We start from the raw sequence: 21,909 nt of genomic DNA on the forward strand, positions 1-21,909 counted from the left end.
ATCCGGCCGTCGGTCCCGGGCTGGCCGGTCGTCATGCTGCCGTGCTTCCCGTCCCGAGCTGCTGACGGAGGAGCTCGATGTCGGCGGCCTGGCCGGCGACGCCGCCCGGTGTCTCGACGACCACCGGCGCCCCGGCCGCCCGGATGACCGCCACCACCAGCTCCGGGTCGATCGTTCCGCCGTCGAGGTTGTCGTGCCGGTCCTGGCCGGAGTTGAACCCGCCCTTGGAGTTGTTGGCGTGCACCAGGTCAATCCGCCCGGTGATCGCCTTGACCCGGTCGACCAGGCCGAGCAGTTCCTCGCCGCCGGCGTACGCGTGGCAGGTGTCCAGGCAGAAGCCGACCTCGTGGTCGCCGATGGCGTCCCAGAGGCGGGCCAGCGCGTCCAGCCGGCGGGCGCACGCGTTGTCGCCGCCGGCGGTGTTCTCGATCAGGACGGGCACGCCGAAGCCGCCGGAGTCGGCCGCGTACGCGAATGTCTTGCGCCAGTTGTCGAAGCCCACGGCCAGGTCGTCCCCGGCGTTGACGTGCCCACCGTGCACGATCAGGCCCTTGGCGCCGATGGCGGCGGCCGCGTTCGCGTGCCCGAGCAGCAGCTTGCGGCTGGGGATCCGGATGCGGTTGTTGAGGGTGGCCACGTTGATGACGTACGGCGCGTGCACGTAGAGGTCGACCTCGGCGGCGCGCAGCCGCTCGGCGTCCTCCCGGGGCTTGGGCGCCTTCCACCCCTGCGGGTCGGAGAGGAAGAACTGCACGGTGTCGGCGGACCGGGCGGCCGCCTCCGCGAGCGGGTCGGTCGAATCGACGTGGGCTCCGATACGCATGCGAGCGAGCCTACGTCGCGACCCTGACGGGTGGGGCGACCGGTCGGCGCGGTGTCGCCGTCAAGCGCGTCACCGAACGTACCGACGATCGTTGATGGGATGGAGCCCGGCGGCAGCGCCGGTGCCGTCGGTGGCGTGAACGCCGCGTACGGCATCCGGTGGTCGACGGCCCGACAGCGAGGTCACCCCCGCCGCGCGGCCCGGCGTGGCGGGGGCGGCCCCTCGGCACACCAGACCCGACCGATGAAGAATCTCGGAAATTTGTGCTTTTTCCCCCGACAAGGTACGAGAGCCGTTGTATCGTCAGATAACAACACGATAAAGCTCCGCGGGGCGTCTTCGGTCCAACCTCATCGGTGTGGTCGTTCCTCCCCAGGTCCCACCCAAGGAATGCGGACGGGACGCCCCGCGGCCTCGTTGACGGGGGTCCACCCATCGACCGGTGACGGTCGGACGGTGGGCCCCCGTCCGCACGTCCGGGCGCTGGCCCTACCACCACCGGCATGATCGTTCGGACCGGGTATCCTCGTGAGGTTGTCCGCGTCCGGCCGGGTTCCCCCGGTACGTGCGGGCAGCGACGCACGACCTCCTGCCACGGAAGGACCGTGGCCGCTTAGCCCACAGGAGGTGAGAACGTCTTGCGTCATTACGAAGTAATGGTGATCCTCGACCCCAGCCTCGAGGAGCGCACCGTCGCCCCGTCGCTCGACACGTACCTGAACGTGATCCGGACCGCGGGTGGCTCGGTTGAGAAGACCGACGTGTGGGGCCGCCGGCGCCTCGCGTACGAGATCAACAAAAAGGCCGAGGGCATCTACGCCGTCGTCGACCTGCAGGCCACGCCTGCCGCGGTGGCCGAGCTGGACCGTCAGCTCCGGCTCAACGAGTCCGTGCTGCGCACCAAGGTCATCCGGCCGGAGATGCGCTAAGCATTCAACCCGGTTCGCCCGGATCAGCCTCCGCGGCTCTGTCATACGGCTCTGGGAGCCTGTACGACGAGACGCTGAGTGCGCGAGGAGATGGTCATGGCAGGAGACACCACCATCACGGTCATCGGCAACCTGACCGATGACCCCGAGTTGCGGTTCACCCCCTCCGGGGCGGCGGTCGCCAAGTTCCGAGTCGCCTCGACGCCCCGATTCATGGACAAGGCGTCGGGCGAGTGGAAGGACGGCGAGCCGCTGTTCCTCGCTTGCACCGTGTGGCGGCAGGCCGCCGAGCACGTCGCCGAGTCGCTGCAGCGCGGCGCTCGGGTGATCGTGTCGGGCCGGCTCCGGCAGCGGTCCTACGAGACCCGCGAGGGTGAGAAGCGCACCGTCATCGAGCTTGAGGTCGACGAGATCGGCCCGTCGCTGCGCTACGCCACGGCGAAGGTGCAGAAGATGTCCCGCTCCGGCGGTGGCGGCGGCGGCTTCGGTGGCGGTAGCGGCGGCGGTGGTGGTCAGGGTGGCGGCGGAGGCAACTTCGACGACCCCTGGGCTTCGGCCGCACCCTCTCCCGCGCGTGCCGGTTCGGGCGGCAACTTCGACGAGGAGCCCCCGTTCTAATGGCGCCGAGCGCCCGCGATCGCAAACCAGGAGCACGAGCAATGGCCAAGGCTGCGGCACTTCGCAAGCCGAAGAAGAAGGTGAACCCGCTCGACAAGGACGGGATCACCTACATCGATTACAAGGACACCGCGCTGCTGCGCAAGTTCATCTCCGACCGCGGCAAGATCCGCGCTCGACGGGTGACCGGCGTGACCTCGCAGCAGCAGCGGCAGATCGCCCGTGCGGTCAAGAACGCCCGTGAGATGGCGCTCCTGCCGTACACGGCTACCACCCGCTGAGAGGAGGCACCGATATGAAGATCATCCTGACTCAGGAAGTGTCCGGCCTCGGTGCCCCGGGCGACATCGTCGAGGTCAAGGACGGCTTCGGCCGTAACTACCTGCTTCCGCAGGGCTTCGCGATCGCCTGGACCAAGGGCGCGGAAAAGCAGGTCACGGTCATCAAGCGGGCCCGCTCGGCCCGCGAGATCCGCGACCTCGACCACGCCAACGAGGTCAAGGGTCAGCTCGAGGGTCTCAAGGTCAACCTGAAGGCCCGCGCCGGCGACGGCGGTCGGCTCTTCGGCTCGGTCACTTCGGCCGAGATCGTCGACGCCGTCAAGACCTCCGGTGGCCCGGTCCTCGACCGGCGCCGGCTGGAGGTGCCCGGTCACATCAAGTCGACCGGCACCTACCCGGTGAAGATCAAGCTGCACCCCGAGGTGACCGCGTCGTTCAACCTGAACGTCGTTCAGGGCTGACACCAGCGACACCATCACGAGGGCCCGTACCGAGCGATCGGTACGGGCCCTCGTGCGTACCGTCGTCGGGCCCGCGCCCGGTCAGCCGATCGGCTGACCGGTCACCGCGCTGATCAACACCGTGGAGAGGCCACCGCCCACCACCGCGGCGGCGAGCGCGATGGTGGCCGAGCGCCACGTCGTACCGACACGACGCAGCAGCGCCGCCACCACCAGACTGCTCACGAGCGCCAGGCCGAAGCGGGGCGAGCCGGCCAGCAGCGACTCCAACGCACGCGACCGGGGCGAGTCGCACCCACCCCCGCTGATGTCGGTGACGCATCCGGCCGGCGCCTGACTGTCCAGGGTCAGCAGCCATACGAAGATCAGCACCGCCGGCACCAGGTAGCAGGCCGCCGTGTACAGCAGCGGTCGGATGGACCCACCGGGATCCGGGTCGAGCAGGTCGTCCTCCAGGCGCCGGGCCCAGCCGCCGGTGGCCACGGACTCCACCCGCCGCCGCACCGAGGCCACCCCGACCTGCGGTTGGTCCAACCGACGCCGCGGGCCACCACCGCGCGGTACGGGCGCAACACGCGGTACGGGTGCGCTGCGCGGACGCGGGGCGGTGTAACCCACCACCGGCGACCGGGGCGCCGACGTCGGCGGATCCATCCAACGGGGGTCGTCATCGGCCAGCCGGGTGCCGGACCAGAACCGGTTGTCCCGGCTCGGCCAACCCTCCGCCGCCACTGCCCGGTCGGAGCGGGGCGGCAGCGTCTGGTCCCACTGGTCGTCCTCGACCGCGGACCGCTCCCACTGGCCGGTGCGGTCGGACCGCTCCCAACCGCCGATGCTCTCCGCCTGCGCCCACTGCCCACTCAGGTCCGTGCCGTCCGCATCGGCCACCGGCGGCCACGCGTGCACGCCCGAGGCGTCCCACGGGTCCACGGCCGGCGCGTACGACGGGTCGGGCTCGGGCGTCCGCTCGGCACCGCGCTCCCACGGGTCGACCGCGGGCCGGGTCCACGACTCCTCCGTGGCGCGGCGGCTCCGTCGGGTGGGCCGGTCCGCGTCCCGGCGGGGCGCCGGCTCGGCGGGGGCGGCCTCCAGGTCCCCGCCGGACCAGATCACCTGAGGGCGGCCGGCGGGCGCACGGCGGGGACGGCGGTCCGGAACCGCGCCGGAGACCGGATCCTGCTCCGCCGCGTCGGCGCGTCGGCGGCCGGCGTACCCCTGATCCTGTGGGCGGTCGAGCGTCCACTCCCGGGTGTGGTCCGAGTCGGGCGCCGCGCCGATCGCCGGTCGCTCCCGCCAACCCGTCCCGCTGACCAGACGCCGGCTGCTCGTCGTCTCGCTGGCCCGCCAGCCGGCTCCGGAACTCGGCAGCTCGGGCTCGGCATCGTCGTCGTCCGGGGCGGCGTGGCGGCCACCGCCGTCAGCGTGCCGGACCCCCGACTCCAGTGCCCATCGAGGCAGGTAGGCGTCGACCGGTTCGTCCTGGCCCCGGTCCAGGGCACGCCGACGGCTGGAGGTGCGGTAGCGCCCGTCCTCGTCGTACGGGTCGACCGGAAGGGATGGCATGCGCTCACCCCACGAGGCGGTCGGCTGGCGCTCGCGCGGGCTGCCCTCCCCGCGTCCCCAGTCCCGGTAACTCACGGCCGGAGTGTGACCCTTCTGAACCGAAAGCGTTATCCGCTGTCCAGGTGTAGCCGTTCGCTGGAGATAGTACGGGACGATCGTGTCACAGGCCCGACCGAAATATTCTCCTCCACAGGCTGGGGACCACGTCTTGGCAGGTCAGCGAGGTATGGCCGGGAATTCCCCAAGCGTTGTCCACAGGCTGTGCACACGCTGCGCACATGCTCGTCCACCGACATCCACAGGTTGTCCCGAGGCTCGTCCACCGACGTTGTTGAGTCGCTGACCTCGGGGTCCGTATGGTTGGCCCTCGACCGCCGGCGCGATGGCCCCCGATCGACCGGCCCGGTCGGACGGAACTGTCGTACCCGGGCGATAGAGCTGGGATCGGATCCGGCGCAGTGGAGGGGGGACCCGTGTCGGTCACTGACGACATGCGGGCGGAGCCACGCTCCGGCGGCCAGCCACCCGCGCAGCGCGACGGCCAGTTCGACAAGACCCCGCCGCAGGATGTTGCGGCCGAGCAGTGCGTCCTCGGCGGCATGCTGCTCTCCAAGGACGCCATCGCCGACGTCGTCGAGATCCTGAAGACCAACGACTTCTACCGGCCGGTGCACGCCACCATCTTCGACATCATCCTGGACATCTACGGCCGGGGTGAACCGGCCGACTCGATCACCGTGGCGGCGGCCCTCGCCGACTCCGGCGACCTGGTCCGTGTCGGCGGCGCGCCCTACCTGCACACCCTCATCGCCAGCGTGCCCACCGCCGCGAACGCCGCCTACTACGCGCGGATCGTCAGCGAGCGGGCGGTGCTGCGCCGGCTGGTCGAGGCCGGCACCAAGATCGTGCAGCTGGGCTACGGCACCGCCAGCGGCGGCAGCCGCGATGTGGACGACGTCGTGGACCTCGCCCAGCAGGCCGTCTACGACGTCACCGAACGCCGGGTCAGCGAGGACTTCGCCGTCCTGGCGGACATGTTGCAGCCGACGCTGGACGAGATCGAGGCGGTCGGCGCGCAGGGCGGGATGATGACCGGCGTTCCGACCGGCTTCACCGACCTGGACCGGCTGCTCAACGGCCTGCACGCCGGACAGCTCATCATCGTGGCCGGCAGGCCTGGTTTGGGCAAGTCGACCGCGAGTATGGATTTTGCCCGGAATGCCGCTATCCGGGCCAACCAGGCGGCCGCCATCTTCTCGCTGGAAATGAGCAAGGTCGAGATCGTCATGCGACTGCTCTCCGCCGAGGCGCGGGTGCCGCTGCACGTGCTGCGCAGCGGGCAGCTCTCCGACGACGACTGGACCAAGCTGGCCCGGTGCATGGGTGAGATCAGCGAGGCGCCGCTCTTCGTCGACGACACGCCGAGCATGAACCTGATGGAGATCCGGGCCAAGGCCCGCCGGCTCAAGCAGCGGCACGACCTCAAGATGATCGTGGTCGACTACCTCCAGCTGATGACCTCGCCGAAGCGCACCGAGAGCCGACAGCAGGAGGTCGCGGACCTTTCCCGTGGCCTCAAGCTGCTGGCCAAGGAGGTCGAGTGCCCGGTCATCGCGGTCAGCCAGCTGAACCGTGGCCCCGAGCAGCGCACCGACAAGCGCCCTCAGTTGTCCGACTTGCGTGAATCAGGTTGCCTGACGGCGGAAACCCGGGTGGTGCGCGCGGACAACAACGCCGAGATCACTCTCGGTGAGTTGTTGGCCGACGGCGCAAAGGACATCCCGGTGTGGGCGCTCGATGAGAACCTGCGCTACGCCCCCCGCACCATGACGCACGTCTTTCCCAGCGGCACTCGTGAGGTGTTCCGGCTGACCCTCGCATCAGGTAAGCAGATCGACGCGACGGCCAACCATCCCTTCCTGGCGTTCACCGGGTGGGTGCCCCTGGGCGAACTGGCGGAGGGGGACCGCATCGCCACGCCGCGCCACCTACCGCCCCCGATGACCATTCGCCCGTGGGCCGACGCGGAGCTCGTGATGTTGGCACACCTGCTGGGTGACGGTTCCTTCGTGCGGCGCCAACCGATTCGATACGCCAGTCGTGACGAACTGAACCTGCAGGCCGTCACGGAAGCGGCAAAACACTTCGGGATCTCCGCTGTTCGGGACGACTACGCGGCAGCGAGGGTCACCACTCTCCGCCTGCCGGCGCCCTATCGGCTGGCCCGCGGTCGGCGTAACCCCATCGCGGCATGGCTGGACGGGCTCGGCCTCTTCGGTCTCAGGTCGCACGAGAAGTTCCTTCCCGCCGCCATGTTCAATCTGCCCAAGGAGCAGGTCACCACCTTCCTGCGGCACCTGTGGGCCACGGACGGCTCGGTGACCGTCAACCGTTCGGGTCGCGGCGGCCGTGTGTACTTCGCGTCCACGAGCCGTCGCATGCTCGAGGACATCTCCCGACTACTCCTCAGGTACGGCATCACCGCTCGACTGAAGCTCGTGCCTGTTGTGGGGCGCCGACTGCAGTACACGCTCGACATCTCCGGCCGGGACGACCAACTGCGGTTCCTGCGCGAGATCGGCGTCCATGGGCAGCGGTCCGAGGGCTGCGCTGAGCTACTCGCCGCGCTGGAGTCGACGGAGAGCAATACCGACGTCGACACCGTGCCGCGGGAGGTGTGGACCAGGGTGAGAGAGATCCTGGCCGAGCAGGGGATGACCCAACGTGAGTTCGCCGAGGCCATTGGCACCGAGTTCTGCGGCAGTGCCCTCTGGAAGCGCGCGCCCAGCCGCTCCCGCCTGGCCAAGATCGCTGCTGTGCTCGATGCCGCCGACCTGGACCTGCACGCCACCAATGACATCTTCTGGGACGCGATTGTGTCGATCGAGTCCATCGGCGAGCGCGAGGTGTTCGACGCTACCGTGCTGGGGAAGCACAACTTCATCGCGAACGGAATCGCCACTCACAACTCGATCGAGCAGGACGCCGACGTGGTCATCCTGCTGCATCGCGACGACTACTACGACAAGGAGTCGCCGCGGGCCGGGGAGGCGGACTTCATCGTTGCCAAGCACCGAAATGGGCCGACTGACACGGTGACCGTCGCGGCCCAGCTGCACCTGTCCCGCTTCGTCGACATGGCCATCGTCTGACCGGCGCGGGCACCGCCGCTCCGCTCAACCCAACAGCGGAAACCAGCCCGCCGACTCGCCCAGCTCCAACCGGTCCCGGTCGGTGAGCGGAAGGCGTCCGGTGGCCTTCAGCAGGAACTCGTGGTCGTCCCACGCCGTGGGGCGGACCGCGTCGTCGCTCATCAGGCCGTCCATCGTCGAAACGGCGACCCGTACCGCCAGGGGGCCGGGCGGCGGCGCGCCGGGCAGCTCCGGCGTCAGGTCCAGGTGGTGCACGACGGCTTCGGTGGTGAGGGTGGCGAGGAAGTCCCCCACGCGCAGCACGTGGCCCTGCGTGGTCACGTACCCCTTCAGGTCGGCTGCGGCGGCGGCCCGGACCGCCGCCGGGGCGGTCTCCCCCCAGAGCTGGACGATCCCGGTCGACCGGTCGAAGGCGGCGGCCGATCGGCGGACCCACCAGGCGTGCCGGGCGTCGTCACCGCCGCCGGACGGGAAGCCGCGCCAGTAGCTCACGTCGTCCACGTCGGCGGGACCATCGGCGGGGCTCGCCAGTGCCACCAGGGCCCGCTGGGCGTCGCCGAGCACGTGGAAGAGCAGATCCGCGACGAGCCAACCCCGGCAGCGGGTCGGTCGTTGCAGGTCCGCGTCGTCCCGGCCGTCGATGACCGCGGTGATCCCGTCGTACGCCTGGGCCAGCGCCTCGACCGGCCGGATCGCGCTCATGCGATGCAGCCTCGCACGGACCCTGGCGCCCGCCAATGGTTGGCGGCGGGTGAAGCGCCCGGGCCGACGCGGGGATCGGCCCGGGCGGGATGACGGCCTCGGCTCAGCCGAACATCTCGTCGAGGAAGCCCTTGCGCTTCTTCTGCCGGTAGTGGCCGTGGTAACCGTGGTGCTGCTGACCGCCGTAGGCCGGAGCCGGCGGGTAACCGTGGGCCGGCGGGGGCGGCGGGGGAACCGCACCGTAGCCCGGCTGGTGCTGCGCCGGGGCGTGCGGCGGCGGGTAGCCCCCCGGCTGCTGAGCGGGCTGCGGCGGCGGGCCACCGGCCTGCTGGCGGCTCCAGTTGGCCTCCGCCTCGAAGAGCTTCTCCAGCTCGCCGCGGTCGAGGAAAATGCCGCGACACTCCCCGCACTGATCGATGACGACGCCGCTGCGCTCGTACTGGCGCATTTCTCCGTGACACTTGGGACAGGTGAGACTCATCATCCGAAGGTACCCGGTCGAGTCACGCGGTCGCCGTAAGCGCTTCGATCACCTCGTCGTCGGCCACCTCGTGGAAGTCGTCGTAGTAGACGCTCACCGCGCCGAAATCCTGCGGGCGCTGGGCGCAGACGACCTGGTCGGCCTCGGCGGCCAGCAACTCGTACGCCTCCTGCGCGCCGACCGGCACTGCGACCACCACCCGGCGTGCCCCGAGTCGGCGGACGACCTCGACGGCGGCGCGCGCGGTCGCGCCGGTGGCCAGGCCGTCGTCGACGATCACCACGATCCGTCCGGTGAGGTCGAGTGGTGGGCGGCCGCCCCGGTAGAGCTGCTCGCGGCGCTCCAACTCGGCCTGTTCCCGGTGGTTGACCTCGTCGATGTCGTCGCTGCTGAGCCGGCTGGCCACCGCCTCGTTGAGCACCTGCACACCGCCCGGGCCGAGCGCGCCGAAGGCGACCTCGCGGGCCCACGGCATGCCGAGCTTGCGGACCACCAGCACGTCCAGTGGCGCGCCGAGCCGTTCGGCGACGACCCGGGCCACCGGCACGCCGCCGCGGACCAGGCCGAGGACGACGACGTCCGGCTCGCCGATGAGTGCGGTGAGTCGGTCGGCGAGCACCTGGCCCGCCTCGGCCCGGTCGCGGTACGTGGTCATGCCTTCAGGTGTACGCCCTGTCGCGTCGTTCCGCCCGGGAGTTACGCCGAAGTGGCCCGACCGGACAGCTGGTCGGGCACGGGCACGGGGACGGTCGACGCGTCGGTGGTGCGGTGCAGGGCGGGCGCCCAGGCGAGCAGGGCCAGCGGGTACAGCAGGTAGCCGAACCGGGTCGAGGGCATCAGGGCGATCGCGGCGAGCAGCCCGTACCCGCAGATCAGCGCGGTGACGACGGCGGTGCGTGGCGGGCGGCGGGCGAGTCGGACGGCGATGGCCAGGCCGGCCGCGACCAGGAGCGCGGCGGCGATCAGCCGGCCGGCGGGCAGCGCGCTGGCGATCAGGTAGCCGGGGAACGGGGACTGCGCGGGGCTGGTGACCAGGCCGTGGCCGAGCGGGAAGCGCAGCACGTTCTCGGTCAGCGCGTCGCGGTCGACCAGCAGGGCCGGGAGCAGTGCCGCCACGGGCAACCCGATCGCGCCGGCGGCGACGCGGGTGCCGGCCCGCCGGGTCAGCCCCCACACGATCAGGACCAGCGCGATCGGCCAGGCGAACAGCTTCAACGCGCCGGCAAGCCCCACCGCGAGGCCGGCCCGGCCGGGCCGGTCGGCGGCGGCGAGCGCGAGAGCGAGCAGGCAGAGCGCGAGTACGGGCAGGTCGTCGCCACCGGTGGCGAGGGTGAGCGCGCAGATCGGCAGGACGGTGGCGGCCTGCACGCCGCGCAGCAGGGCGGCGTCCGGACGGTCGCGCGTGGTCGGGTGGGCGCGGGGGGTGGCGCGCAGGGCGGCCACGGCCAGGGCGAGCGCCAGCGCGGTGCCCACCGTGAACCAGACCCGGGCATCGGTCCACCAGGCGTCGACCAGGGCTCTGGGTAGGCCGAACACCGCCATGCCCGGCTGGTACGGGGTGTAGCCGAGCAGTTGCTCACCGGGCGGAAGGGCGGCTATGGCGTCGCGTCCGAGGTACGGCGTGCCGTGCTCCAGCAGGCGCGACCCGGCCTGCTCCACGACCCACACCTCCTCCTGGGCCCGGTCGGTGCGTCCGGTGGCCCGTTCGACGCTCTGCAGGAGCACGGGCAGCAGGGCGGTGCTGGCCCAGACGAATCCGGTGACCGCCCACCGGGCCGGCAGGCCGACCAGCCGGGAGGCCGCGCCGCGCCGGCGAAGCAGGATCTGGACGATCACCGCCAGGGTCGCGACCAGGTAGCCGACGGCGGCGACCCCGCCCCAGGCCCGGTGCGGCAGCAGTGTCGAGGTGACCGCGGTGATCCCGGCGAAGACGGCCGAGACGGCGTAGAGGCCGAGGTCGAGCGCGAGGCCCCCGGCGGCGGTGTCGAGTGTCCGCCAGCGACGGCGGAGGGCGCTCGGGTGGTCGGCGGTCACGCGCGCCAGTCTGGCAGACCGCCCCGTCGACGCCGGGTCAGGCGGGGAGGTGGGGAAGCCGGTCCGGGCGGGATCGGCCGCCCGGACGGCGGTTCTGGGTCAGCCGGATCACCGCGCCGGCGTCGTGCAGCGGCGGCGCGAGGGTGCCCGGACGGCCGCCCGAACCGCGCTGCAACGCCGCGAGGAGGGTGCCGGCGGGCATCGGCCGGGCGAACAGGTGCCCCTGGCCGGCGGTGCAACCCAGCTCCCAGAGGGCCCGTCGTTGCGGCTCGCTCTCCACTCCCTCGGCAACCACGTCCAGGTCGAGGCTGCGACCCAGGTCGAGGGTGGAGCGGATGACGGCGGCAGCCTCCGCCGAACTTTCCATCGTCGTCACGAAGCTGCGGTCGATCTTCAGCTCGTGCACGGGGATCCGGGAGAGCAGCGAGAGCGACGAGTAGCCGGTGCCGAAGTCGTCCAGCGCCAACCGGACGCCCTCGTCGCGCAATCGGCTCAACACCCGATCCACCACGTCGAGCTGACTGAGCGTCAACGTCTCGGTCAACTCCAGCACCAGTCGGTCCGGCGGCAGGTCGTGGGCGCGCAGACGGGCCAGCACCGAGCCGGGGAAGCGCGCGTCGAGCAGGCTGCGCGGGGACACGTTGACCGCGACCGGCACGTCGAAGCCCGCGTCGCGCCAGCCGGCCGCCGCGATCAACGCCTGGTCGAGGATCGCCTCGGCGAAGGCCGGTAACAGGCCGGAGCGCTCCACCGCCTCCAGGAACCGGAGCGGATCGATCATGCCGTGGTTGGGATGGTGCCAGCGGGCCAGCGCCTCCGCGCTGGTCACCTCGCCGGTGCCCAGGTCGACGATCGGCTGGAAGTTGACGACGAACTCGTGGTCGGCCACCGCCCGTGGCAGCTCACCCCCGAGGGTGAGCCGGCCGAGGTCGGCCGTGTCCCGGGCCGGGGCGTACGTGGAGATTCGTTGACCGGCCCGCTTGGCCTGGTACATCGCCACGTCGGCGCGGCGCAGCAGCTCCACCACGCCCCCGCTGGCCGGGGCGACGGAGATCCCGCCGCTGGCCTCGACGCTGATCCGCATGCCGTCCAGCTCGAACGGCTCGTGCAACGCGGCGAGCAGCGTCTCCGCCCGGTGCGCGGCGACCGCCGGGGCCGGCAGCCCGCGCAGGAGTACGGCGAACTCGTCGCCGCCGAGGCGGGCCACCAGGTCGCTGCCCTGGGCGGCGCCGCGCAGCCGTTCGGCCACCTGCACCAGCACCTGGTCACCGGCGGCGTGCCCGAGCGTGTCGTTGACCTCCTTGAAGTGATTGAGGTCGATCAGCACCAGCGCGGTCACCCCGTCCGCGTGCCGCCCGCTCAACTGCTCGGTGCCCTTGTCCAGCAGGTGCCGACGGTTGGCCAGGCCGGTCAGCGCGTCGTGCGCGGCCGCGTACGCGTGCTCGTCGGCGGCCCGGGCCAGCTCGGCGTACGCCTGGGCGTTGCGGACCGCCGTGCAGAGCGCGGAGGCGAAGGTGCGCAGCGTGTACTGCTCCCGCTCGGAGAGCTGCACGGGGCCGCGGAAGCGCAGTCGCAGCGTGCCGACGTCGACCGAACGGTCATGTCCCTCGAGTGGCGCGGGGACGACGGTGCCGTCGATGTCCGTGGGAGTGCCGGTCGGGCCGTCGAAGGTGATGCCCCCGGTGCCACCGCGCACGGTGCGGCCGCCGTCGCGCAGCTCGATCTCGACCTCGTCGGCGGAGAACAGCTCGGCGGCCTGGGTGACGGCGGTGGTGAGGACGTTGTCGAGGTCCACGACGTTGAGCGCGTCGGTGGTGCGGGCGAGCCGCTGCCACGCCTGCTGCTCGGTTCGTCCCCGGATGCGCGCCGAGTAGGCCAGGTGCAGGCTCAACATGAGCGGTGGGACGGCGAGCAGCAATCGCGGGTCGGCTCGGAGGATGAGCAGTGTGCAGAGGGCCACGACGAAGCGCACGCCGAAGCCGGCGAGCCGCAGGTCAAGGTTGTTGAGGAATTGTCGGGAGATTCGGGTGCCGCTCGCGAGCGCGATCACCAGCAGGTCGTCGAGGAGCGCGGCCACCAGGTAGATCGCGGCCAGCAGAGTGACGAGCTCCGCCAGGCCCACCGGTGGCCACTGCCAGTGGACCGCCACCGCGATGGCGCTCGCTCCACCGGCGACCAGGATGTTCTTGCTGACACCGAACGCCGTCTTGATCGCCGGAAGCTTCATGACGGCCGACGCGATGCCGACGCCCGTGCCCGTCGCCAGCACCACCCAGGCGGGTGGGGCCACCGCGAGCCCGATCACGATCGCCGCCTCGATCCAGGTGATGGCGTGCGTGGTCGAGCGGATGCGGATCGGCGACTTGACGATCGTGCCGAGGGCTGTCATGAATGTCAGCGCCACGAAGGTCGCCCCGTCGCCCACGGAGTCGGGCGGCCGGCCCAGCACGTCGGCGACGGCGAAGAGTGTCGGGCCGATGGCCAGTACGACGATGAGGCCGACGACCAGCAGCAGTTGCCGCTGCGTCCTGGTGGTGTTCTCCGGAGTGACCTGACTCATGAAGCTCCTGTCGTCGCCGACAGTTACATGTTGACGACGGGAGCTTACCGCTGAGTGTCACTCTGATGTCAGTGCCAGTCGCTGCCGCGCATTGCACGCCCCCTCCACTCATCCCGGACCGGGTTCGGTATCCCCGGCGGTCTTCGTGACGAGAGCCTAAAGCGAAGTCGGTGCGGTTAGCAGTAATAAATGTCGGTATGCGCAACATAAGCCAAGCCGGAGGGTTTTGTGACGTTGTGTCCATGGGCCCTGAGCGGAGCGCGGTCGACCTGTCCGGTCTGCAGCTCGCATGTTGCCAACCACCGTCGGAGGGTGTGCGCGGGGGTTGCCCCGACGATTCCAGTCTGACGAGCAGGCTGCCCGGCCTCATCCGGAGTTCGGGCCCAGGGTGGATCCGGTCGGCTGAATCTGTGCTCCATGCCTGATTGCCGCCGGTCCCGCAGCTGTCCTGAACGGTGGTGGCTCACATTCTGCACATCGCCTAATTCTCCGGGAGTGGACGTCCAAACACCATGGGCATGGAACCGGGGTGTATCGACGTGCGGCTTGCCGAACTCAAGTTGCAGCCCGAAACGCCAAAGCAACAGAGGGTGCTCGGGTCCGCCGCGTTTGTGGCCAAACGTTCACGGCAGCGATTCTCCGACACATGTTCGAATAGCGATTCCGACTCGGACCCTTTCGCGCGAGGCCGAGCGCGAACATTCCATATACGTCGCGTATTAACTACGCCGGGTCGGTCTTCGTCCGATCCTCGGGCGTCGTACGGCACCGATAGGCTCACCGCCGTGACCGAACACGCGCAGCTCAGCCACGTCGACCGCGCCGGCGCGGCCCGCATGGTCGACGTCTCCGCCAAGCCGGTGACCGGCCGGCTGGCCGTCGCGGCGGGCCGTCTGCGGACCACACCCGAGGTCATCGACCTCCTGCACCGCGACGGCCTGCCCAAGGGTGACGCGCTGGCGGTCGGTCGGCTGGCCGGAATCATGGGCGCCAAGCGCACCCCGGAGCTGATCCCGCTCTGCCACCCGATCGCCCTGCACGGCGTCACCGTCGACCTGCGGCTCACGGTCGACACCGTGGAGATCACCGCCACCGCCCGCACCGCCGACCGGACGGGGGTGGAGATGGAGGCACTCACCGCGGTCGCGGTCGCCGGTCTCGCCCTGGTCGACATGGTGAAGGCGGTCGACCCGGCGGCCTCGGTGGAGGCGGTCCGGGTGCTGCGCAAGGAGGGCGGCAAGACCGGCGAGTGGGTCCGGCCGGAGGACCGACCGTGATCCGGGCCCGGGTGATCGTCGCGTCGAACCGGGCCGCGGCCGGCGTCTACGCCGACACCAGTGGCCCGCTGCTCGCCGCCGGCCTGCTCGAGCTGGGCTGCCAGGTCGACGAGCCGGTGGTGGTGCCGGACGGCGAGCCGGTCGGCGTGGCCCTGCGGGACGCTCTCGCCGATGGCGTCGACGTGGTGTTGACCAGCGGTGGCACCGGGGTCACCCCGTCGGACCGGACGCCGGACGTGACCCGCAGCCTGCTGGATTACGAGATCCCCGGCATCGCCGAGGCGATCCGCGCGCACAGTCGCGACCGCGTGCCCACGTCGGTGCTGTCCCGAGGGCTGGCCGGGGTGGCCGGCCGGATGCTGGTGGTCAACCTGCCCGGCTCGACCGGCGGCGCCCGGGACGGGTTGGCCGTGCTCGGGCCGATCCTCGCGCACACCGTCGACCAACTTCGCGGCGGAGACCACTGACCGGTCCGCGCCCAGGCCCGGCGGGTGTCGGTCCGTCCCGATAGGCTCGGTCGGTGAGCACGGAAACCGCACCAACCGCGGACCGGGTCGCCGCGCCCCCACCGGCCGGTTGGGAAGAGGCGCGCTCCCGCGTCTACGCGGTCGGCCTGGCCGCCGCGCTTCCCACCCTCTCCCGGCCGCTGATCGACACCGACGGGCTGACCCTGGCCGAGCCGTTGACCGCCCGCACCGACCTGCCCGCCTTCCCCACCTCCAGCGTGGACGGCTGGGCGGTGCGCGGCGCCGGGCCCTGGCGCGTCGTCGGCCGGGTGCTGGCCGGCAACACCCCCGAGCCGCTCACCGAGGACGGCACCACCGTCGAGATCGCGACCGGCGCCATGGTGCCCGACGGCGCGACCGCCGTGCTGCGTGTCGAGGAGTCCACCACCACCGGCGGCCTGGTCAGCGGCACGCCCCGCCAGACGCCGGAGTGGCGGCAACCGGGCGAGGAGGCGTACGCCGATGAGGAGCTGCTGCCGGTCGGCACGCCGGTCGACCCGGCGGTGATCGGCCTGGCGGCGTCCTGCGGGCACGACACCCTGCGGGTCCGGCGGGCGCCGCGCGCCGCGCTTCTGGTCTTCGGTGACGAGTTGCTCACCGCGGGTCCACCGGCGGCCGGCCGCGTCCGGGACGCGCTGGGGCCGGCGGTGCCCGCCTGGCTGCGCCGGTACGGCTGCCAGATCCGTCCGTCCGACGTGGTCGGCCCCGTGGCCGACACGCTGCCCGCACACGTGGCGGCCCTGCGCGCGGCGCTGGACACCGCCGACCTGGTCTGCACCACGGGCGGCACGATGCACGGCCCGGTCGATCACCTGCACCCGGCGCTCGATGCGCTCGGCGCCGACTACGTGGTCAACACGGTGGCGGTCCGGCCGGGCTTCCCGATGCTGCTGGCCCGGCTGGCCGGCGCCGACGGGCGGGTCCGGTTCGTCGCCGGGCTGCCGGGCAACCCGCAGTCCGCGATCGTCGCGCTGGTGTCGCTGGTCGCCCCGCTGCTCGCCGGCCTCCAGGGCCGCCCGATGCCGGTGCTGCCGCAGGCCACACTGGCCGAGGCGGTGCCCGGCCGTGGCGACCACACCCACCTGGCTCTGGTCCGGCTGGACCGGGCCGCCGGCACCGCGTCCCCGGTGCGGCACGTCGGCTCGGCGATGCTGCGTGGCCTGGCCGGTGCGGACGGGTTCGCGATCATCCGGCCGGGCACCAACGGCGCCGCCGGCGACCGGGTGCCGATCGTGCCACTGCCGCTGCTGCCCGGGGAGCGTTCGTCGTGACGGCGCCGGCGCTCACCTTCGGCGAAGTCACCGACCAGCCGCTGGATCTGGCCGCGCACGAAGCGGCGGTCGCCGACCGGCGGGCCGGCGCGGTGGTCTCCTTCCAGGGTGTGGTCCGTGACCACGACCACGGGCGCCCGGTGGTGAGCCTGGAGTACGAGGGGCACCCGAGCGCCGAGCAGGTGCTACGGGAGGTGGCCGCCGAGATCGCGGCCGAGCCCGACGTCTACGCGGTGGCCGTCTCGCACCGGGTCGGTCCGCTGGAGATCGGTGACGTGGCGCTGGTCGCCGCCGTGAGCACCGCGCACCGCGCGGCGGCCTTCGCGGCGTGCGCCCGCCTCGTGGACGAGGCCAAGGCGCGACTGCCGATCTGGAAACGGCAGGTCTTCGGGGACGGCACCGAGGAATGGGTCAACTGCCCCTGAGCGCTCAGCGTCGGCCGTTGACCAGCACGGCCCGCGCGAGCCGATCGCCGTAGAACGCCGGCTCGGCGCCCGGGCGCCAGGGCAGCGCGGCGACCAGCACGATCAGCGCCAGCGCGAGCGAGTTCTCCATCAGCGCGCCGAACAGACCGTCCTGGTAGTGCGACATCTCGGGCAGCTGGTGCTCGTACGGCCAGATCGGGGAGATCAGGAACAGCAGGTAGAGCCCGATCGCGGCGACGCCGTGCCGGAGCCCGGTCAACGTCGGATACCAGATCGGCGGGCGAAGTCCGTTGACCCCGGGCAGGCCGCCCAGCGCCGGGCCCTGACCACCGCGCCCGGCCAACCCCCGGCTCGCCTCCCGGCGGCGCACCGCCGCGTCAGCGAGCACGATGATCGCCGGGATCACCCAGACCAGGTGATGCGTCCAGGAGATCGGACTGATCACATTGGTGGTCAGACCGACCAGCGTGAACGCGGTCAGCTCGTCACCGTCGGCGCGCGAACTGGCCGCCCGGGACAGGCCCAGAGCCAGGATCAGCACCGAGAAGGAGAGCCAGAGCAGCCCGGGGGTCTCGATCGAGTCGTACAGCCGGGCCAGCAGGCCGGCGAGCGACTGGTTGGGCGTCATGTCCGCCGCACCGACCCGCTCGGTCTGCCAGAGCACGCTGCCGAAGTAGGCCCGGGACTCGTCGCCGACGATCGCGAAGCTTCCCACCGTCACACCGATCGTGGTGCCGATCGCGGTGGCCGCCACCCGCCACTGGCGGGTGATCAGGAGGTAGCCGATGAACAGCGCCGGGGTGAGCTTCACCGCGGTGGCCAGGCCGATGCCCGCGCCGGCCCAGGCGCCGCCGTAGATGAAGCGCAGCAGAGGGCCGTCGGTCGCCGCATAGTGGGTGCCCCGGCGGGAGCGCCACCGCAGCCCGATCAGGTCGGCCATGATCAGCGCGAACAGCAGGACGTTGACCTGGCCGTAGCCGAGGGTCTCCCGGACCGGCTCGATGGCCACCGCGAGCGGCACCGCCAGGGCCACGGTGAACCACAGCGGCCAGCCCAGCCGGTCCACGATGGGGCGGAGCAGCCCCGCCAGCACCAGCGCCAGCGCGGCGATGCTGGCCAGGGCGTTGACCATCCCGGCGGCGCCGACCGACAACTGCGCCATCGGCAGCATGACCAGCCCGGCGAACGGCGGGTAGGTGAAGCCGAGAGTTGTGTCGGGCGCGATGAACTCGTAGAGCTCGTGACCGCTCGCCCACCACACCACCGCGCCGTGGTAGATCTTCATGTCGAAGAAGTTGTACGGCCGCCCGAACGCGCCGATGGCGACCCAGGCGGCGTAGGCGACGGCGGCCACGACGGCACCCCGTACGACCATCGCGCGATCGATCCCACGCGTGACGCGTTGGATTTGGGCGAGGCGGTCCGCCCGTCTACCGACAGTCGTCGGCATGGCGTGGCCACCCCCGTACCAAGATCGTCCTACCCGTCCAGGTCCTGCACGGAGCCTAGAACGGCGCCTCACGTCAGTGCCTCCCGCGTTATGCGACCGTGTCCGATCCCACACATGTTTTTGACATTTCCACCGCGTTAACGCCTACCGGGCGGTTCAGGTAATTCGTGGCCTTAGCGGGGGGTGGAGGCGAGGCAGAGACGGATCGAAGCAGGTCAGCCCGGAAGTCGGCGCGCGGTTGCGGCGGACCGGACGGCGATCCGGGCCTCCCGCCGGGCCGTGCGGACGGCGCGCTGCATGGAACGTCGAGAGTGGCCGATGCGATGCCCCATCCGCCACCGCAGACCCGGCTTGCCACCGGTGTCGGTCGCGGCGAGCAGCAGGCCGCCGAAGAGGCCGAGGTTCTTCAGGGCGTGAACCTGGTTGTTGTTCCGGGCCACCGGGTCGTCGTTGTTCCAGAAGGGATGCCCGGCGATGGTCACCGGCACCAGCGTGCCGGCGAGAACCAGCGCGGCGGGTCGGCTGAACCGCCCGGTGGCCAGCATCAGCCCGGCGCTGACCTGCACCGCGGCGTTGAGCCGGATCAGCGTCTTGGCGTCGGTGGGGAAGTTCGGATGCGCCTTCTGCAGCATCGGCGCGACCTTGTCGGTCACCGGCTTGGCCGCCACCGCCAGCCGGTCCGGGTTGCGGAAGTTGCGGTACCCGCTGACCACGAAAATGCCGCTCAGCATGGCGCGGGCGAGGGAGCGTACGGGCGTCATGGATCAGTCATACCCCGTCACGACGTTTGCTACCCCGGCAACCGCCGGATCCGGATCGGTGGTAGTCCACCTGCGCCACGCCGATTCGAGCGACCATCGCTGATGGACCGTCCGCCACGGGTAACGTCGCGCGGGTGACCACGCTGCGGCTACGACCTGAGGACCCGGCCGACATCGGCCCGGTGCGTCGGGTGCTGGCCGCCGCGTTCGCCCGGCCCGACGTGGCGACGCCACCGGAGGTGAGCCTCGTCGGCGAGCTGCGCGGCACCGACGCCTGGTTGCCGGAGCTGGCCATGGTCGCCGAGTACGGCGGCGAGGTGGTCGGGTACGCGCTGCTGACCCGGGTGCGGGTGCGACCGGAGCAGGGCAGCGACGCGCCCGCTCTGGCGTTCGGCCCGGTGGCGGTCGCTCCGCACCGGCAGCGGCTGGGGCACGGCACGGCGGTGGTGCAGGCCGCTCTGGACGCCGCCACCGAGCTGGGCGAGCGGTTGGTCGTCGTCCTGGGTGATCCGGCCTTCTACCGCCGGTTCGGGTTCGGTCCGGCCAGCGAGCTGGGCCTGACCAGCCCCTGGGCCGGCCTCGGCGAGCCGTGGCAGGCGCTGGTGCTGCCGCCGTCCACCAGTGAGGACGGGCCTCCCCCCTCCGGCGAGGTGCTCTTTCCGGTGCCCTGGTCCCAGGTCTGACGACGCCGGGTCAGGGCGAGGCCCTCAGGCTGGCTGGGTGCGCAGGTACCGGCCGAAGTGCGGAACGGTGAAGGCCACCGTGCCCCGCTCACCGGAGTAGATCAACCCCTTCTTGATCAGCGCGTCGCGCGCCGGGGACAGGCTGGCCGGCTTGCGCCCGAGAGCCCGGGCGATCTCCGCGGTGGGCACCGCGGCGTCCATGTCGTCGCGGACCGGGCTTCCCGACTCGCCCTCCACCAGGGACAGCGTGGCCATCGCCCGCATGTACTCGCGCTCGGCCGGCGTCGCCCGCTCGAACCGCGAGCCGAAGAAGCCGACCGCGAGCTCGGCCTCCGCCTCGGGCGCGGCGACCCGGACGTCCGCGGCGGTGATCGGCGAGCGCGGAGCATGATCCCAGGTCGCCTTCCCGTACGCCTGGACGAAGTAGGGGTAACCGCCGGACTTCTCGTAGAGAAGGTCGAGCGCCTTCTGCTCGTACTCGACCTCCTCGCGCTCGGCCGGCGCGCAGAGTGCCTGGTCGGCGGCGATCCGGTCGAGCCGGTCGATGCGCTGGTAGCGGAACAGCCGCTCGGAGTAGGACTTCGCGGCGCTGAGCACGGCCGGCAGGTGCGGCAGGCCGGCGCCGACCACGATCAGCGGCGCGCCGAGCTGGGACAGCTCGTGGCAGGCGGCACAGAGCGCCGACACGTCCTCCGGACCGAGGTCCTGCATCTCGTCGATGAAGACGGCAATGCCGGTGCCCACGTCGCTGGCCACGGCGGCCGCGTCGCTGAGCAGCTCCACCAGGTCGATCTCGATGTCGCCGGAGTCGGCCCGACCGCTCGCCGCGGGTACGTCGATGCCGGGCTGCCACCGGTCCCGCAGTTTGGTGGACGCGCCGGCCCGACCGGTCGGGGTGGACCGCTGGGCGAACGCCTTGAGGACGCCGAGGAAGGCGTCGATCCGGTCCGGCGCGCGGTGGCGGGGGGCCAGCTCCCGGACCGCCATGTGCAGCGCGGCGGCGACCGGGCGGCGCAGGGACTGATCCGGCCGCGCCTCGATCTTGCCGCTGCCCCAGAGCCGGTTGATCGCCTGCGACCGGAGGGTGTTGAGCAGGACCGTCTTGCCGACGCCGCGCAGCCCGGTGAGCATCAGGCTGCGCTCAGGCCGGCCTCGGGCGATGCGCTCCAGCACGATGTCGAAGACGTCCAGCTCCCGCCCCCGCCCGGCGAGTTCGGGCGGGCGCTGACCGGCGCCCGGTGCGTACGGGTTGCGGACCGGATCCACGCATCGCACAGTATCGGGCCCTCTAGCTGAGGGGCTAGACATGGATAGATGGGGCTACCGGCGTGTCGGGATCGTCGACAACAAACTAGGGCTGTCTAGCGTCCACGCTAGACAGCCCTAGTTTTGGCTACCGGCTACCGCTTCTTCAGGCAGAGCACGTAGTCGAACAGGTCGATCGAGTTGTCGTGCACGTAGTTCGCCGTGGCCTGCGGCGCGAGCGTCTCGCACCGGTCCCCGTCGCTCGTCGCCGGAATCCGCAACAACACCTGGTAGGTGTTGGGCCCACAGGGCACCTTGCGCAACTCCGCGTCGTCCTCGGTGCCCTCGTTGACCACGCAGTCGCCCTTGGCGAACTCGTCCTCGCTCGGGCTCGGCGCGGCCGAGGTCGGCACGTCGCTGGGCAGGACGGGCGGAACGGCCGGCGCGCTCACCGAGGGCGAGGGCGCGGCGTTGCTGTCGGCGTCCACGACCTTCCAGACCGCCCAACCTGCCAGGCCGAGGCACGGGCAGAGCACCAGCACCACGACCAGCGCGATGATCAGGAAGACGTTCCGGCCGGTCTTGCGCGCCGGCGGGGCGGGCGGCATCCCGTACCCGCCAGGCGCCGGCGGTCCCCACGGCGCGCCCGGCTGGCCCGGCGTCGGACCGGCCGGCGGGAACGGGCCC

Annotated in this window: 21 protein-coding genes; 10 read left to right on the plus strand and 11 right to left on the minus strand. The window is 71.6% G+C overall.

The window, feature by feature from the left end; all coding sequences use genetic code 11:
- Nucleotides 1-31: 31 nt before the first annotated feature.
- Complete coding sequence (locus EAD98_RS13370; RefSeq protein WP_121654373.1) at nucleotides 32-823, minus strand: deoxyribonuclease IV; 792 nt, start codon at nucleotides 821-823, stop codon at nucleotides 32-34.
- Between the two features lie 638 nt (nucleotides 824-1,461).
- Between EAD98_RS13370 and rpsF the strand changes: the two genes are divergently transcribed.
- From rpsF to rplI, 4 genes are all read left to right on the plus strand, one after another.
- A complete protein-coding gene (gene rpsF, locus EAD98_RS13375) occupies nucleotides 1,462-1,752 on the plus strand; it encodes a 30S ribosomal protein S6 (RefSeq protein ID WP_074315517.1) in 291 nt (96 codons plus the stop codon).
- A 78-nt stretch (nucleotides 1,753-1,830) separates the two neighbouring features.
- Nucleotides 1,831-2,370, plus strand: coding sequence for a single-stranded DNA-binding protein (locus EAD98_RS13380; RefSeq protein ID WP_172899022.1), 540 nt, complete (start codon nucleotides 1,831-1,833; stop codon nucleotides 2,368-2,370).
- Between the two features lie 41 nt (nucleotides 2,371-2,411).
- Complete coding sequence (rpsR, locus tag EAD98_RS13385; protein WP_013289355.1) at nucleotides 2,412-2,651, plus strand: 30S ribosomal protein S18; 240 nt, start codon at nucleotides 2,412-2,414, stop codon at nucleotides 2,649-2,651.
- Nucleotides 2,652-2,665: 14 nt separating this feature from the next.
- Entirely contained in the window at nucleotides 2,666-3,112 is a 447-nt protein-coding gene (gene rplI, locus EAD98_RS13390) for a 50S ribosomal protein L9 (protein ID WP_121654374.1), read from the plus strand.
- 81 nt (nucleotides 3,113-3,193) lie between these two features.
- Here rplI and EAD98_RS13395 read toward each other — a convergent pair whose 3' ends face one another.
- Nucleotides 3,194-4,675, minus strand: a complete 1,482-nt coding sequence (locus tag EAD98_RS13395) for a hypothetical protein (protein ID WP_233583812.1) — start codon at nucleotides 4,673-4,675, stop codon at nucleotides 3,194-3,196.
- A gap of 458 nt (nucleotides 4,676-5,133) precedes the next feature.
- Between EAD98_RS13395 and EAD98_RS13400 the strand changes: the two genes are divergently transcribed.
- Complete coding sequence (locus EAD98_RS13400; RefSeq protein ID WP_121654376.1) at nucleotides 5,134-7,827, plus strand: replicative DNA helicase; 2,694 nt, start codon at nucleotides 5,134-5,136, stop codon at nucleotides 7,825-7,827.
- 24 nt (nucleotides 7,828-7,851) lie between these two features.
- Here EAD98_RS13400 and EAD98_RS13405 read toward each other — a convergent pair whose 3' ends face one another.
- The 5 genes from EAD98_RS13405 to EAD98_RS13425 all read right to left on the minus strand — a co-directional run bounded on the left by EAD98_RS13405 (nucleotide 7,852) and on the right by EAD98_RS13425 (nucleotide 13,604).
- On the minus strand, nucleotides 7,852-8,529 hold the full coding sequence (locus tag EAD98_RS13405) for a maleylpyruvate isomerase N-terminal domain-containing protein (protein WP_121654377.1): 678 nt from the start codon (nucleotides 8,527-8,529) through the stop codon (nucleotides 7,852-7,854).
- 103 nt (nucleotides 8,530-8,632) lie between these two features.
- A complete protein-coding gene (locus EAD98_RS13410) occupies nucleotides 8,633-9,013 on the minus strand; it encodes a zf-TFIIB domain-containing protein (protein WP_074315506.1) in 381 nt (126 codons plus the stop codon).
- A 19-nt stretch (nucleotides 9,014-9,032) separates the two neighbouring features.
- Entirely contained in the window at nucleotides 9,033-9,665 is a 633-nt protein-coding gene (locus EAD98_RS13415; protein ID WP_121654378.1) for a phosphoribosyltransferase, read from the minus strand.
- 41 nt (nucleotides 9,666-9,706) lie between these two features.
- Nucleotides 9,707-11,044, minus strand: coding sequence for a glycosyltransferase family 87 protein (locus EAD98_RS13420; protein ID WP_121654379.1), 1,338 nt, complete (start codon nucleotides 11,042-11,044; stop codon nucleotides 9,707-9,709).
- Nucleotides 11,045-11,081: 37 nt separating this feature from the next.
- A complete protein-coding gene (locus tag EAD98_RS13425) occupies nucleotides 11,082-13,604 on the minus strand; it encodes a bifunctional diguanylate cyclase/phosphodiesterase (protein WP_121654380.1) in 2,523 nt (840 codons plus the stop codon).
- Between the two features lie 785 nt (nucleotides 13,605-14,389).
- On the opposite strand from EAD98_RS13425, the gene moaC reads away from it, so the two are divergent.
- Genes moaC through EAD98_RS13445 form a run of 4 tightly spaced genes read left to right on the plus strand, consistent with a single transcriptional unit; the run spans nucleotide 14,390 to nucleotide 17,083 of the window.
- Nucleotides 14,390-14,881, plus strand: coding sequence for a cyclic pyranopterin monophosphate synthase MoaC (moaC, locus tag EAD98_RS13430; RefSeq protein WP_121654381.1), 492 nt, complete (start codon nucleotides 14,390-14,392; stop codon nucleotides 14,879-14,881).
- A complete protein-coding gene (locus EAD98_RS13435; RefSeq protein ID WP_121654388.1) occupies nucleotides 14,878-15,348 on the plus strand; it encodes a molybdenum cofactor biosynthesis protein B in 471 nt (156 codons plus the stop codon). The genes moaC and EAD98_RS13435 overlap by 4 nt, the downstream gene beginning before the upstream one ends.
- Nucleotides 15,349-15,401: 53 nt before the next feature.
- The gene (locus EAD98_RS13440; RefSeq protein ID WP_121654382.1) at nucleotides 15,402-16,658 is read left to right on the plus strand and encodes a molybdopterin molybdotransferase MoeA; all 1,257 of its coding nucleotides are present in this window, start codon (nucleotides 15,402-15,404) and stop codon (nucleotides 16,656-16,658) included.
- Nucleotides 16,655-17,083 carry a molybdenum cofactor biosynthesis protein MoaE gene (locus EAD98_RS13445; protein ID WP_121654383.1) on the plus strand — a complete coding sequence of 143 codons (429 nt, stop codon included), beginning with the start codon at nucleotides 16,655-16,657 and terminating at the stop codon, nucleotides 17,081-17,083. Before EAD98_RS13440 ends, EAD98_RS13445 begins: the two co-directional genes overlap by 4 nt.
- A gap of 4 nt (nucleotides 17,084-17,087) precedes the next feature.
- Here the strand turns inward: EAD98_RS13445 and EAD98_RS13450 are convergent, their stop codons facing one another.
- Nucleotides 17,088-18,533: a glycosyltransferase 87 family protein gene (locus EAD98_RS13450; RefSeq protein WP_121654384.1), complete on the minus strand. Its 1,446-nt coding sequence runs from the start codon at nucleotides 18,531-18,533 to the stop codon at nucleotides 17,088-17,090.
- Nucleotides 18,534-18,748: 215 nt separating this feature from the next.
- Nucleotides 18,749-19,294: a DoxX family protein gene (locus EAD98_RS13455; protein WP_121654385.1), complete on the minus strand. Its 546-nt coding sequence runs from the start codon at nucleotides 19,292-19,294 to the stop codon at nucleotides 18,749-18,751.
- A 134-nt stretch (nucleotides 19,295-19,428) separates the two neighbouring features.
- On the opposite strand from EAD98_RS13455, the gene EAD98_RS13460 reads away from it, so the two are divergent.
- A complete protein-coding gene (locus tag EAD98_RS13460) occupies nucleotides 19,429-19,977 on the plus strand; it encodes a GNAT family N-acetyltransferase (protein WP_121654386.1) in 549 nt (182 codons plus the stop codon).
- A 24-nt stretch (nucleotides 19,978-20,001) separates the two neighbouring features.
- Here EAD98_RS13460 and EAD98_RS13465 read toward each other — a convergent pair whose 3' ends face one another.
- The gene (locus EAD98_RS13465) at nucleotides 20,002-21,243 is read right to left on the minus strand and encodes an ATP-binding protein (RefSeq protein ID WP_121654387.1); all 1,242 of its coding nucleotides are present in this window, start codon (nucleotides 21,241-21,243) and stop codon (nucleotides 20,002-20,004) included.
- A 134-nt stretch (nucleotides 21,244-21,377) separates the two neighbouring features.
- Entirely contained in the window at nucleotides 21,378-21,785 is a 408-nt protein-coding gene (locus tag EAD98_RS13470; protein ID WP_121654389.1) for a hypothetical protein, read from the minus strand.
- Between the last annotated feature and the right edge of the window lie 124 nt (nucleotides 21,786-21,909).

Origin of the sequence: Micromonospora sp. CV4 (assembly GCF_003667455.1) — a bacterium.
Taxonomy (GTDB): domain Bacteria; phylum Actinomycetota; class Actinomycetes; order Mycobacteriales; family Micromonosporaceae; genus Micromonospora.